The sequence below is a fragment of the Variovorax sp. dw_308 genome (assembly GCF_019207085.1).
GTDB lineage: Bacteria > Pseudomonadota > Gammaproteobacteria > Burkholderiales > Burkholderiaceae_C > Variovorax.
In genome coordinates this window covers 1-13,114 of the sequence record NZ_JAATOM010000015.1, presented here as the reverse complement: position 1 = coordinate 13,114, position 13,114 = coordinate 1, and the positions used below count along the sequence as shown (strand labels likewise).

Annotated in this window: 17 protein-coding genes; 16 read left to right on the top strand and 1 reads right to left on the bottom strand. The window is 63.4% G+C overall.

Annotated features, from left to right (window positions below; all coding sequences use genetic code 11):
* Positions 1-60 precede the first annotated feature (60 nt).
* Together HCU76_RS24435 and HCU76_RS24430 are read left to right on the top strand one after the other, a co-directional pair.
* The gene (locus HCU76_RS24435) at positions 61-669 is read left to right on the top strand and encodes a phenylacetic acid degradation protein PaaY (protein ID WP_213958609.1); all 609 of its coding nucleotides are present in this window, start codon (positions 61-63) and stop codon (positions 667-669) included.
* A 17-nt stretch (positions 670-686) separates the two neighbouring features.
* Positions 687-1,334 (top strand): TetR/AcrR family transcriptional regulator, encoded by a 648-nt coding sequence (locus HCU76_RS24430; protein ID WP_218510854.1) that lies wholly within the window; start codon positions 687-689, stop codon positions 1,332-1,334.
* A gap of 86 nt (positions 1,335-1,420) precedes the next feature.
* Here the strand turns inward: HCU76_RS24430 and HCU76_RS36785 are convergent, their stop codons facing one another.
* The gene (locus tag HCU76_RS36785; RefSeq protein ID WP_256354412.1) at positions 1,421-1,549 is read right to left on the bottom strand and encodes a hypothetical protein; all 129 of its coding nucleotides are present in this window, start codon (positions 1,547-1,549) and stop codon (positions 1,421-1,423) included.
* A 253-nt stretch (positions 1,550-1,802) separates the two neighbouring features.
* Here HCU76_RS36785 and HCU76_RS24425 point away from each other — a divergent pair, with 253 nt between their 5' ends.
* From HCU76_RS24425 to HCU76_RS24360, 14 genes are all read left to right on the top strand, one after another.
* The gene (locus HCU76_RS24425; RefSeq protein ID WP_218510853.1) at positions 1,803-3,059 is read left to right on the top strand and encodes an integrase arm-type DNA-binding domain-containing protein; all 1,257 of its coding nucleotides are present in this window, start codon (positions 1,803-1,805) and stop codon (positions 3,057-3,059) included.
* Positions 3,060-3,123: 64 nt separating this feature from the next.
* Positions 3,124-3,774, top strand: coding sequence for a hypothetical protein (locus tag HCU76_RS24420; protein ID WP_218510852.1), 651 nt, complete (start codon positions 3,124-3,126; stop codon positions 3,772-3,774).
* Positions 3,775-4,082: 308 nt separating this feature from the next.
* Positions 4,083-4,286 (top strand): AlpA family transcriptional regulator, encoded by a 204-nt coding sequence (locus HCU76_RS24415; protein WP_218510851.1) that lies wholly within the window; start codon positions 4,083-4,085, stop codon positions 4,284-4,286.
* A gap of 13 nt (positions 4,287-4,299) precedes the next feature.
* A complete protein-coding gene (locus HCU76_RS24410) occupies positions 4,300-4,530 on the top strand; it encodes a hypothetical protein (protein ID WP_218510850.1) in 231 nt (76 codons plus the stop codon).
* A complete protein-coding gene (locus HCU76_RS24405) occupies positions 4,527-5,357 on the top strand; it encodes a toprim domain-containing protein (RefSeq protein WP_218510849.1) in 831 nt (276 codons plus the stop codon). The genes HCU76_RS24410 and HCU76_RS24405 overlap by 4 nt, the downstream gene beginning before the upstream one ends.
* Positions 5,354-6,919: a DUF3987 domain-containing protein gene (locus HCU76_RS24400; RefSeq protein WP_371319895.1), complete on the top strand. Its 1,566-nt coding sequence runs from the start codon at positions 5,354-5,356 to the stop codon at positions 6,917-6,919. Before HCU76_RS24405 ends, HCU76_RS24400 begins: the two co-directional genes overlap by 4 nt.
* Entirely contained in the window at positions 6,916-7,335 is a 420-nt protein-coding gene (locus HCU76_RS24395; protein WP_218510848.1) for a hypothetical protein, read from the top strand. Before HCU76_RS24400 ends, HCU76_RS24395 begins: the two co-directional genes overlap by 4 nt.
* Entirely contained in the window at positions 7,332-7,604 is a 273-nt protein-coding gene (locus tag HCU76_RS24390; RefSeq protein WP_218510847.1) for a hypothetical protein, read from the top strand. The genes HCU76_RS24395 and HCU76_RS24390 overlap by 4 nt, the downstream gene beginning before the upstream one ends.
* Positions 7,601-7,975 (top strand): HNH endonuclease signature motif containing protein, encoded by a 375-nt coding sequence (locus HCU76_RS24385; RefSeq protein ID WP_218510846.1) that lies wholly within the window; start codon positions 7,601-7,603, stop codon positions 7,973-7,975. Before HCU76_RS24390 ends, HCU76_RS24385 begins: the two co-directional genes overlap by 4 nt.
* 235 nt (positions 7,976-8,210) lie before the next feature.
* Positions 8,211-8,864: a hypothetical protein gene (locus HCU76_RS24380; RefSeq protein WP_218510845.1), complete on the top strand. Its 654-nt coding sequence runs from the start codon at positions 8,211-8,213 to the stop codon at positions 8,862-8,864.
* A 54-nt stretch (positions 8,865-8,918) separates the two neighbouring features.
* Positions 8,919-9,203, top strand: a complete 285-nt coding sequence (locus HCU76_RS24375) for a hypothetical protein (RefSeq protein WP_218510844.1) — start codon at positions 8,919-8,921, stop codon at positions 9,201-9,203.
* Positions 9,204-9,444: 241 nt separating this feature from the next.
* Positions 9,445-10,128, top strand: a complete 684-nt coding sequence (locus HCU76_RS24370) for a hypothetical protein (protein ID WP_218510843.1) — start codon at positions 9,445-9,447, stop codon at positions 10,126-10,128.
* Positions 10,129-10,413: 285 nt separating this feature from the next.
* On the top strand, positions 10,414-10,686 hold the full coding sequence (locus tag HCU76_RS24365) for a hypothetical protein (RefSeq protein WP_218510842.1): 273 nt from the start codon (positions 10,414-10,416) through the stop codon (positions 10,684-10,686).
* A 48-nt stretch (positions 10,687-10,734) separates the two neighbouring features.
* Positions 10,735-13,114: phage tail length tape measure family protein (locus HCU76_RS24360; protein ID WP_218510841.1), on the top strand; the 2,380-nt coding region annotated here is incomplete at its 3' end.

The following is a 13,114-nucleotide window of genomic DNA, read 5'->3' as shown; positions in this document are numbered from 1 at the left end:
TCGCCGCGCAAGATGTTTGGCCTAGTGCAAACCCTTAGTCAAAAGAAAAGAGGACGAGACATGCCCTGCTACTCCATCGAAGGCGTCGTGCCGGTGGTCGACCCGAGCGCCTACGTGCATCCCACCGCCGTACTTATCGGCGACGTGATCGTCGGCCCCGACTGCTACATCGGTCCCAACGCCAGCCTGCGCGGCGACTTCGGCCGCATCGTGCTCCACGCCGGCGCCAATGTGCAAGACACCTGTGTGATGCATGGCTTTCCGCTGCAGGACACGCTCATCGAGGAGAACGGCCACGTCGGCCACGGCGCGGTGCTGCACGGCTGCATCGTGCGGCGCGATGCCCTGGTCGGCATGAACGCAGTGGTAATGGACGAGGCAGAGATCGGCGCGAGTTCCTTCGTCGCGGCCTGCGCCTTCGTGCCGGCCGGCATGAAGGTGCCGCCGCGCAGCCTCGCCGCGGGCATGCCTGCCAAGGTCAAGCGCGAACTCAGCGACCAGGAGATCGCCTGGAAGCTCGACGGCACCCTCACCTACCAGGAGCTCACGCGGCGCTGCCTTGCCAGCCTGGTCGAGGTCGCGCCGCTCGCGGCCGTCGAGGCAGACCGGCCGCGCGTGCAGCATTCGCCGGTGCGCACGCTGATCGCCACCAAGCGCGACGACGAATAAGGCAGGAACAGTTCGACATGCCGCGCGGACGAGCTGCCACCTACGAAGACCAGCGGGAGATGATCCTGTCCCGCGCCGCGGCGCTGTTCGCCAGGCGGGGCTATGCATCGGCGTCGATGAACCAGGTGGCGGAGGCCTGCGGGCTGTCGAAGGCCTCCCTCTATCACTACTACAAGGACAAGTACAGCCTGCTCGTCAGCATCGCCGAGGGTCATGTGTCGCGCTTGCAGGCCTTGATCGACGACGAGGCTTCCGCTCACTTGCAGGGCGAGGCCAGGCTGCGCCACCTGATCCATCGCATCGTTGCCGAGTACGCCGACGCACAGGACGCGCACCGCGTGCTGACGGAAGACGTCAAGTTCCTCGAGCCCGACGATCGCGAGCGCGTGCTCGACAAGGAGCGTCACGTCGTCGCCGGCTTTGCCCGCGCGGTATCGGAAATGCGCGAAGGCCAGCCCAGCGCCCACCTGTCCAAGCCGCTGACCATGCTGCTGTTCGGCATGATCAACTGGATGTTCACCTGGATGAAGCCCGACGGCGAACTTGACTACGACGCCATGGCGCCGATCGTCGCGGACCTGTTCCTGGGCGGCATTGCGAAGGTGCGGTTGCCGGAAAGCGCGGACGCGCCGACCGTGCACAACGACACGTCGGCGGCGCGCTGATCCAGGCGCCAGGCACCGCGGCCTCGGCGTCGCCCGGGACGCACCGGCCCTTGGCGCTGGCATCAGCTTGCGCATGACTGCCCCCGTCACTCCGCGAGCACCTGGTTCAAACTGAAGCTCGCGGTCCTCTGCCTCGGCGGGAAGTCCTTGAAGGTCGACGAGGAACTCACCGACGCTGCCTGCGCCGGTGGCTGCAGGTAGATGTCGCGGAACATCCAGTCGCAAAGGGCGTACGACGTGATCTGCGCGCGCTCGTACGAGTCCGATCCGGAGGTTGAAGATGCGGGGCACGCCCAGCACCAGACGTCAAAAAGCCCCTGATTTCGCAAAGAATCAGGGGCTTGGAAGACTGGTGGCTGGGGCTCTACCGAAAGAACTGCCGCAGGCCGCATGAAATCTACATGCAGCCCAATCAATCAACCTCTTTACCCCGTACATTTACCCCCATTCCAACTTGGCGGGGGGCGAATGGCACTTACTGAACTGAAGCTGCGGGCGCTCAAGGCGAAGCCAGCGCCCGGCAAGCATACCGATGGTGATGGCTTGTACTTGCGCATCACGCCGGCGGGCGGCATGTATTGGCAGTGGCGCATCCGCACGTCCAATGGCGAAACCGTGGTGAGCTACGGCAGCTATCCAGAGGTGACCCTGGCCGAAGCTCGGGAGAAGCACATGGACGCCCGTCGACAAAAGCGCTCCGGCATCAATCCGAACGAGGCCAAGAAAGCCGCAAAGCTGGCCGCCATGGTGAGCGGCGCCAGCAACTTCGAGGCCGTCACCAGGGAGTGGTTTGCCACCCGCAAAGATGAATGGGCGCCGAGTTACGGCGACAAGATCATGCGGCGGATGGAAGTAGACCTGTTCCCCTATCTCGGCCGCCTGCCGATCGCCGACATCGATGCGCCCACCCTTCTGGCCGTCCTGCGCAAGATCGAGTCACGCGGCGCCATTGAGACGGCCCATCGAGCGCTGGAGAACTGCGGGCAGGTGTTCCGCTACGGTATCGCCACCGGCCGCTTGCGTGCCGATCCGTCGCGTGACCTCAAGGGCGCACTGCGCAAGCCGGTGGTGAAGCACATGGCCGCAGTTACCGATCTAGACGACCTGGCGGCGCTCCTGCGCGCGCTGCACGGCTATTCCGGCACGCCGGTCGTGCGTGCGGCTCTCCAACTCGCACCGATGCTGATGCTGCGCCCTGGTGAGCTTCGCTTTGCTCGCTGGGAAGAAATGAATCTGGACGTGGCCACATGGACGATTCCGCCCGGGCGCATGAAGCGCCAGCGCGCCGGCAAGCTCCACGGCGATCCGCACATCGTTCCCCTGCCGAGCCAGGCAGTCGATCTACTGCGAGATCTGCAGCCTCTGACCGGGTCCACCGGCCTCGGTCTGGTGTTTCGCGGCGAGCGCGACCACGAGCGAGCCATGAGCGAGAACACCGTGAACGCGGCCTTGCGCCGGCTTGGCTACGACACACAAAAGGAAGTCACCGGCCACGGATTTCGCGCGACGGCGCGGACCATCCTGGATGAGCATCTGGGGTTCGACCGGGCGGTCATCGAAGCCCAGCTTGCGCACAGCGTGGCCGACAGCCTCGGGCGCGCCTACAACCGCACCGAGTTCCTCAAGCAGCGCCGGGAAATGCTTCAAGCGTGGGCGGACTACCTCGATAGGCTTCGTTCGGCAAAAAACTCTCGGCCGACTGTGCAGATGGCCAGGGACGCATGAACTGTTCTTCCGCGCTAGGCGCCACCTGCCGAGGCGGCCACAACCGGCGCAATACCTGCACCAGATGCAGATGCTCAACATCCACGGAGGCTTCGACGACATGGACGACGACATCCCGTTCGGCCCCCAAATGAAGCACAAGAAATATTTCACTGGTGGATGGATTGACGAGACGGTGCCGGACCTCGGATCGCTACTCGCACCGCACGGGATCGACATCGCCGAGTTCAGTGCGTGGCTGGGAAGGGAACTGGGGAACTACCGACTCAATGACGAATACGCCCGCTCCATGCCCACACGAACCGAGGAAATCCAGTACCTGGAGAACCTCAAGCGGAGAGTGCGTGCCGTGCGCACAGCGCTAGGCCCGGCGGCTGTTCCCCCGCAAGTTGGCGCGTACTTGGCGACCCATGCGCTGCGACTCGAGATGAACTTTCACGAGATCGAGAAGACCGTAACTGAAGGTCTACTGATGGTGGAGTTCTTGGCATCGCAGGTGGCGTCCGGCCTCAAGAAAACCTCATCCAAGGCCGGCCGCAAGAGCACCCGGCCGAGAGACATCTTGCTTGCCGAGATCATCAAGAAGCTTCGCGCTGCAGGGACCAAAGCGGCTTTGGCTCCAAAACTCGCAAACGAGATCCTTGTCATGTGCAAGCTTCCGAGCGCCGGCTCACCGGAATCGGCAGAGAAGGCGGCCCGCAGGGGGAAGAAATAGCCCGTGCCTGACCATGTATTTCTTACCACCCCTAGATGTGCTCGCGTGGAGTGGACATCTTTTCGCTCCCATATCATTACCCCGCGCTCTGGACAAATAGATCGACAAATAGTCGACTGATGGTCCAGAAAGCAGAAAGCCCCGGGAGCCTAGGAACTCAAGGGGCCTTCTTGGACACCAGGCCGAAACCCAGAGCCCACTCTTGGACGAGAGGACTCAAAGTTTAAGGCGGAAATCAAGTATTGCTAGATGCTTGACCCTATGCCCGGCGCTGGTGGCTTTTTTGTATTGCAAAAACAAGGCAAGCAATGGCCACTGAAGTTATCGCCACATCGGCACCCTCCACCGACGCGCTCCTGCGTCTGCCCCAAGTCTTGCAACGCGTTCCCGTGTCTCGCGCGACTTGGTGGAACGGCATCAAGGACGGTCGTTTCCCGCCTGGCATCAAGCTCGGCCCGAAGACGACCTGTTGGCGCAAGTCCGACATCGACAAGCTGATCGCGGCCCTTTAACCGGGAAAGCGTCATGCACAAGATCGCTCAACAAGACGCGGTCGGTTCGACCGCACCTGACGCGTCGACTGTCAATGTCGACAAGGGTCTCGCCACGCTGAAAGCCGAGTTGGCTCTACGCGGCTTCTCGGTCCATGACACCGTGACCGACGGCTGGCTGGTGGCCCGCTGGAACCTCTCGCATTTCTGCACCCGCATCGAAGACCTTGAGGCGTTTCTGCGTCGCGTGGGAGGTGCCGAATGATCATTTGGACCGATCTCCCCATCGGCGACCATCGCACCATCTGCCCCGCATGCGGTCGTAAGCCCAACGACAAGACGATGGGCGTAACGATTGCCGCCGACGATCACGGTGTCGCCCATTGCTTTCGCTGCGGCTACGTCGAGACCCGCCATCACCAGCGCGAACTGACACCGGCCGAGCGCAAGGCATTTGCCCGCCGCATGGACGCGTTGCGCCGTCAGCACGACGCCGAGCAGCTCCAGCGCCACGTGGACGCTGCCGCCGCCGCTGCGATCCGCTGGGCGGCTGCCGAGCCTGCTGCCGAGCATCCCTACCTCACTGCCAAGAGCGTCCGTGCTCACGGCATCCGCATTGAGGCCGGCCACACCTTGTTGATCCCGCTGCGCGACGCCGTGGGCCACCTCCACGGCCTGCAGAGCATCGCGCCGGACGGTTCCAAGCGCTTCATGCCCGGCGCGCGCGTGAAGGGCTGCTACCACGCCATCGGCAGGCCCAGCGGCCGCCTGGTGATCTGCGAAGGCTATGCAACGGGCGCCACGATCCACGAGGACAGCGGCGACGCGGTCGCGATCGCCTTCAACGCCGGAAACCTGCAGCCGGTGGCCAAGGCGCTGCGCACGAAATTCCCGTGCATCACCCTGGTGGTCGCGGCCGACGACGACTGGAAGACCGACGGCAATCCAGGCATGACGGCAGCGACCGAAGCCGCGCGTGCTGTGGGCGGCCTGCTGGCGGTCCCCGACTTCACTGATCTGCCGCGCGGCGACGACGATACAGATTTCAACGATCTGCATCGCCTCGACGCCACGAGGGAGGTGCAACCGTGAACGCCGTCGTGAAGAACCTCGACATGGCTCAGCCGGTGGAAGACGATTCGATCGACGACCACCGCAACGCTCCCCAGCCATCGCCGGATTGCCTCTACGGGCTCGTCGGCGAGATTGCCAAGGCGGGCAGCGAGACCACCGAAGCCAACCCCTACGCGATCGCCGCGAACGCCATGGCCTACCTGAGCTGTGCTGTTGGCCGCGGCCCGTACATGCCCATCGGCAACACCTGGCACCACACGCGCCTGTTCACCCAACACATCGGCCGCTCCGGCGAAGGCCGCAAGGGCGATGCCGTCGCCCTGGTGAAGCGCATCGCTCACCGCGTCGAAGAAATGGACGAGAACGCTGCTCCGCAGATCCATGCGGGCGGGCTGTCATCGCGCGAAGGTCTGGCCTTCATGATCCATGACGGTTATCGCGAGGGCAAGGAGGAAGTCCCGGCCATCGAAGACAAGCGCCTGCTGGTGATCGAGAGCGAGTTTGTGAACATTCTTCAGCAGGGCAAGCGTGACGGCAACACACTGTCTTCCGCCTTGCGCGACTGTTGGGATGGCGGCTCGCTGCGCCCCGCGACGAAGAGCAACCGTCTGTGGGCCAGCAATCCGCATGTCTGCCTGTCGGTCGCCATCACGCCGAGCGAGTTGATCTCGAGCATCGCGTCCAAGGACCTGACCAACGGTTTCATGAATCGCTTCCTGCCCTTCTGGGCCGAGCGCACGAAGATGCTGCCCTTCCCAAAGGCGACATCCAAGGAGGAAGTGGATCGCCTCGCCGGCAAGGTGCTCGAAGTCCTGAACTTCTGCCAGGCCGCGCGGTGGGTCGAGCGCGACACACTGCGCGTTGAGCTGTCATCGGATGCCGCCAAGCGTTGGCGCACCCTGTACATGGGCGAACTGAACGACCGCCGCCACGGGGAGCGGATCAACGCCCTCATTGAGCGGCGAGCACCGATGCTCCTGCGCATGGCGATGCTGTTCGCCCTGTGCGACCTCAGCACCACGGTCGAAGTGCCGCACTTGGATGCGGCGGTGGCCTGGATCCGGTATTCGGTCGAGTCGGTCAAATTCGTCTTCGCCAGCGCCGCCGACGAGGTGGAGGTCGCGGAGACCAACGAGACGGCCGCGAAGATCGTGGAGTTCCTTGAGGCGAAGGGTCGCGTCACCCGCTGGCAGATCACCAGCGATTGCTTCAAGGGCCACGCCAACAAGACCCGCATCGATGCCGCTCTCGACGAGCTGCTGACCACCACGCCACCGCGCATCGTCGTCGAGGAAGAGCGCACCGGCCACGGTCGCCCAACCAAGTTCTATGAACTGGCCGCGAAGAAAGCTAAGAAAGCGAAGAATGAGCAACCACGCGGGAATGCACGTGATTCTGACCCTCGCGAAGTAGGCGAACAAAGCGAAGTAAGCCCGGCGCCGGTGCCCCCCAATACTTCGCAACTTCGCAAACTTCGCGAGCATCAGAATCAGGCGGAAAGCCCCGCCATTGCTTGTTCTTCGCTTACTTCGCTTACTTCGCAGGGTGATGAGGAAATGGATGCGGAGGCCCGGCTGTGAGCCCCGCAGAGGTCTGCCGCGCAATCTACGCGGCCGGCATGACGGTCAGGGCTGATGGCGTCGACTTGGTGCTCAAGCCCGCCGATCGTCTGACGCCTGCGCTGCGCGAGCTGCTACTGGCCCACAAGCCCGAACTGGTCGAGTTCCTGCACGATGCCGCTGACACCGCGGCCGATCTGCTCGAGGCGGCCATGCGCGTGTGCGATCTGCACGGTGACGGCGATGAAGCCCGCGAGGAGATGCGGCGCGACTGCCTGGCGCTTCCTCCGCACTTGCAGGCCGATCTTCTCGGCCATTGGCGCGGAAAGCGGGCCGGTATTGGCCAAGAAAAGCAGGCGAAAGCCGGTATTTCCGCCCCCTCGCACCCGCGTGCGCGGGAGGACGCAGGAACCCAGCCGAGGGAGGACGCCCGATGAGTACAAAGAAACCGCACCGCGTGCCCGGCTGGGACCGCGTCATCGAGCACGCGCAGTACCACACCCATGACGTCGTGAACGGCAAGGTCGGGGAGCGCGTCAAGTACGGCGTCGACTATCCGGATGGCAAGTCAAACTGCCGTGACTGCGGCGTCGAGTTCGGCCAGTACCACGTCTACACATGTTGCGTGGAGCGCTGCGCCTTCTGCAAGGTTGGCCAGGCGATTGGCTGCAGTTGCTGGGAAGCAGCGGAGGTGCCGACGCAATGAAGCCGCCGCGCCTCAAGACCCTCAAGCCTCGCCTTGCGACGGCGAACCTCAATCAATTGAAGTCGATCGACTCCGATTCCTGGCGTGCAGGCAAGACGACAACGGAGCGCCTCTATGGATACGCCTGGCAACGGGCGCGCCTCCGCCATCTCTCCAGCAGCCCCCTGTGTGTGTTGTGCGAGGCTGCGGGCTTCGTGAAGCTCGCCACGGTGGTCGATCACAAGACCCCGCACCGCGGTGACGAGACGCTGTTCTGGGATGAGTCGAACTGGCAGAGCCTCTGCGCCACTCACCACTCGAGCGACAAGCAGCGTGAGGAGAGGTCGGGCCGCAAGCGCAAGGCTATCGGGCCTGATGGGTGGCCGGTGTGAGGGGGGCTTCAATCTCCAGCGGTTCGCCAGCCTCGACCGCTCGGTTCCCCTTCTTCACGCATCTGCAATTCATAGGACGACCCTGTTCTGCGGTGGTCAGTCCACCCCACCGGGGGCCGATCAGTTCCCTGCGCGAGCCATCCTCTAGACCGCTCGGTTCGCCTTCCTTCGCTAAACGTGGACAGAAAGTGTCAATTGGGTGCGTGCGCACGCCCGCAAGGGGTGGGGCTCTGCAATGACCTGGCGGCCGGAGTCCAACAAGAGCGCGCGCCCCGCGCACGCAAATCCTGCCGCGCGTGTCACTGTCGCGTTCGACCCCTGGGCCTCGTCCGCAGAGGACGCTTTGCGGGCGCGTGCTCAGATCGCAGCGGGCGCGCCCGACCCTCTCACCCAGCAGGAAGCCGCGCGAACCATCACCGCATTGCGCGACGCTTTCGACGGAGATGCCGGAGGGTGCTCAGTGCTCGAAGCCGTCAAGCTCTGCCTGCTCCACCAACTCGCGGCGCCTCAATGGCTCACCGACGCCTTCGCCAGTCGTTACGCGAGTGTGACCGAGGCGGCAGTCAGAAGTTGGAGCGACCCCCAAGCATTCGGGGAGTACTGGCCGGCTGGCACGCACCTGGCTGCCGAGCGCAAACGCCGGCGCCAACAGCGGGCGATCTACGCAGAAGTCTGGCGCCTGGTGACCACTGACCCGGAGCGGAAGGTCAATCACGATCTATTCGAGGAAGTCGGCGAACAGCGCGCCATCAGCTGTAGCGGCTCTCAGGCCGATCGCCTGTACTACGCGTACCTGGCAGAGGGGATGCCGAACCCGCTCGACGCCCGCGGCTGCTTGATGGGAGAGGCCGCTGCACCCAGTGCGCTCGCCGAGTCCCCAATCCTATGAAAAACCCAAAAAGTCTATGACGCCAATTCGCCGTCTCTCTCCGAACATGAACACATGGCGCAACCACCTTCGTCGATCAACAGCCCGGCTCTTGGCCTGGCCCAGCGTGAGCGCGACCGCATCGCTTCTTCGGTAGGACGCATCGCCAGCCGTATGGCGGAGATCGAAGCGCTATGGCGCGCTGGCCAGCATCACCCGATCTTCTGCATGGCCATGGATCTGCACGCCGAGCACGAGGCACTCGGGTTTCAACGCGCCGCCCTCGAAGTCGCATTGCACAAGCGCAATCAGCATCTCCGCCACCTGGCATCAACCACCTCTGTGAAGGAATCTCAATGAACTACCGTCGTCATATCGAAAACATGGAGTTGCGTGCGCGCGCCCTCGGCTGCGTGCCCACTCGCAGTGTCCCGCCTGCGCACGTCGCTGGCATGCTTCGGCATCGCAGCCGTGCGGCCAATTTCGCGCGACATCCTGTGTTGCTCAATCCCAAGGCATTGAGCGGCCAGATCTGGGGCCTCTCTACGCCACTTGTGCACGGCCACGCACTGCTCCGCCTCGCCGGAAAGGTCATCGCATGATGGCCGACTTCGCCACGCAAGACCGCCAGGCGCTCAACGCTCTGCTGAGCTCGGGAGTTGTCGCCGCGGCCCGCAAGACGCTGCGCGCCGAACAGGCAGAGAAGCGCCGTGTCGCGCGCTCCAAGTTGAGCGGCGCCCGTGACCTGGACGACCCGATTGCCAACGCCCTGGCGAAGGTGGTCGCTGCCACGAAGGTGCGCGATCAGGCAGAGCTGGCGCTGACCAACGCACGCCGGGACTACAACGAGGCGTACTTCGTGCTGGCCGGCCTCGAGCAGGCGCGGGAGAACATCCAGAACTCGGTTGAGAGCGCTCTTGGCGCACTGGCCGATGAGCGGTGCCAGGCCGTCGACTTCTGGCTCGCCGGCATGCGCACGCTGGCCAACAGCGCCGTCCGTACTTGGCAGGAGCCTCGCATGCTGCCGATGACGATTCGCGGCTTCTTCGACATGCAAGTGTCCCAACTCGTCGACGTGTCCAACATCGAGGAAGTGAAGCAAGCCACCTCCGCCCTTGGTGCACTGCGGGCCGAAGTGGTTGCCTTGGTCCGCGAGTTCGAGGGTGACGATGTCGGCCCCGAGCTTCGCCGCATCAAGGCCTCTGCGCTCGCTGCGCTCAAGCCCTTGGTTGATGCCCGGCATATCCGCGAAAGCGACATCCCGGCCATCGAGATCGCCGAGTGATGGCTTGCCCCTCGCGCGTCGCGATCGCGTCACCTGCGCCCGCCTGGTGCGACGGCGGGGCATCGTGGAGCGAGACGGGGCAGGGGGCCTTCCGATCCCCGGCGGTCCTCGACTTTCTAGACCGCTCGGTTCCGCACGCGGACAAAAAATCCCCCTATGAAAACAATCAAACGGGCAATCAAACCCTTTGGCCCCGAAATCCAGCATCCATGCGGGTTTCCTGGCCGTTTTGATTTGCTGCTGATTTGCTGAATTCCTGGCCGCATCAACCTCGAAAGCCCAAGAATGACCGAAGAACAATTCGCTGAGTTTGCAAGTGCCGCCAACCAGATGGCCATGATCCACACCGGCCAACTGGCGGCGCTTCAAACGGTTGTCGATGCCCTCGTGGCAACCGTCGTCACCTCCTTGCCACCGTTGACGGAAAAGATGCAAGAGACCCTCAAGGCCTTGGCGGCGGTTCAACGCGAAGCACACAACTTGCAGCCGATCGAGGCTCAATTCTTCGATTCGCTGATCGAGGCCACTCAAGCCAATCTCGACATCCTCCGTCGATAGCGAGTTGCCGCGCCATCGCACCCCCCCTCCACATCACCAGATTCACCCATGACCACCGACAGCAGAAAAGTCCAACTTGAGGTAGGCGTAGACGCGACCGACGCCAAAACCGGCTTCCAGCAAGTTAAAGACTCTGCCAAGGACATGGCGCAGTCCGTCAAGAAGTCGGGCGATGACGCGGCAAAGGGCCTGGATGGCATTGGCGATGGGCTCAGCAAATCGACCGAGAAGTTCACGCGCGATGAGGGGCGCCTGCGTGCGGCAATCCAGCGCTCGACGTTGGAACTCCAGAACCTGGGCAAGACGGCCTCACAGAAGTTTGAAGCGAAGGTCGACTTCCTCGGCTTTGATCAAGGCAAGTTCGCGCCATACATCGCCGAAATGAAGGCCGCGGAGATGCAGGCGAAGGCAGCGGCCAATTCGCTCAACACCGCTGCTGTCCCAGCGCTACAAAAGGTCGGCGTCTCTGCCGCTCAGACCGCCGCAGCCCTTCGGGGCGTGCCGGCGCAGTTCACGGACATCGTGACTTCGCTTCAAGGCGGGCAGGCGCCCTTGACGGTGCTCCTGCAGCAAGGGGGTCAGCTCAAGGACATGTTCGGCGGCGTCGGACCCGCTGCGAAGGCGCTGGGCGGCTACATCGCCGGACTTGTGACCCCTCTGACGCTCGCGGCGGGCGCCGTGGGCGGCCTGGCGGTCGCGATGTACCAAGGCAGCAAGGAATCGGAGGCTTACGCCAAGGCTCTGATCCTGACCGGCAACAGCATCGGCAAGACGACCGACCAGCTCAAGGACACTGCGACCGCCATTTCCAAGATCACCGGCACGCAGGGAGATGCCGCCGAGGCGCTTGCGGCGATGGCGCAGAGCGGGAAGATCGCAAGCGCATCCTTCCAAGACGTTGGCGCGGCGGTCGTCTCGATGAGCCGTGTCATGGGCACGTCGATCGACGATGCGGTCGGGCAGTTTGCAAAACTCGCGGACGCGCCGGCGAAGACATCCGCAGAACTGAACGAGAAGCTCCACTACCTCAACCTGGCGACCTACGAGCGCATCCGTGCGTTGGAGGAACAAGGGCAGAAGGAGGAGGCAACCGCGCTGGCTCAAAAGACGCTTGCCGATGCCACGACCACCCGCATGGCGGCCGTGGAGGCGCAGGCTGGTGTGCTTGCGCGTGCATTCCGGTTGCTGACCCACGACGTCAAGGAAACGTGGGATGCGGTGGCTGGGCTTGGCCGGCCCGAGACGACCGGCGAGAAATTGGCCGGCCTTCAAAAGCAACTCGCAGACCGCCAGGCGCGCGGGTCACTCAATTCTCTGACCGGCACCGCGTTTGACAAGGGAAATGCGCGGCTTCAAACAGACATCGCGGCGCTGTCGCGTCAGGCTCTCCGCGAGCAAGACAACGCCTATGCCGAGGGCGAGAAGGCCCGCGCCGCCTCGGCTCAGATCGATGCATCGGATCGCCTGAAGAAACTCACCAACGAGATCCAGACCAACGCCGACAAGCGAAAGAAGGCGATCGCGGACCTGAACCGGGACTATCAAACGCTCGGCAAGGCGACGAGCGGCCCGGAGTACGACAAGCTCGTTTCCAACATCAACGAGAAGTTCAAGGACCCGAAGGGCGCAGCACCGAAGGCTTACCAGGACGACGCTGCAACCCGCATGCTGGAGAGCCTGCGCCAGCAGGAGGCATCCCTCAAGGAGCAACTGAGCACCGACGAGAAGTTGACCGCCTCCGAGAAGGAGCGCGCCAAGTTCGCGCAACTCATCGCCGATCTGAAGGGCAAGAAGCAACTCACCGTCGAGCAGCAGAGCCTGCTTGCGAATCAGGACTTGATCAAGGCCGCCTACGACACAAACGTCGCCCTTGAACAGCAGATTGTGCTCAAGGAGAAGGCGGCCAAACTCGCGGAAGTGCAACTCGGCTTCGAGAAGCAATTGCAGGGCATCACACTGTCCTACGAGTCAGCCAACGAGAGCCGCTCGGAGCAGTACGACCGCATGCTTTCTACCGTGGGCCTGGGCACGCGCGCCCGTCAAGAGGTCGAGGCGCAGAAGTCGATCCGCAAGGAGTACGACCGCTACATCCTGCAGGTCAACAGAGACGCGGCCCAAGCATCGGCGGATGCCGCAAAAAATGGGTTGCCGTTCGACGCATTCGCATCCGACGACTACAAAAAGAAGATCGTGGAACTTGATGCTGCTCGCGAGTCCGAGATCCAGAAGCAGAAGGACGCTTTCGCAGAGGACAAGAAGAACCGCGAGAACTGGGTGAACGGCGCGCGCGAGGCCTTCGCGAACTATTCGGACTATGCGAGCAACGCGGCCGCGCACACCGAAGAAGTGTTCGGCAACGCGCTGAAGGGCATCGAGGACCAGCTCACGAATCTCTTCACCGGCAAGAAGTTCGACGCCAAGAAGCTGC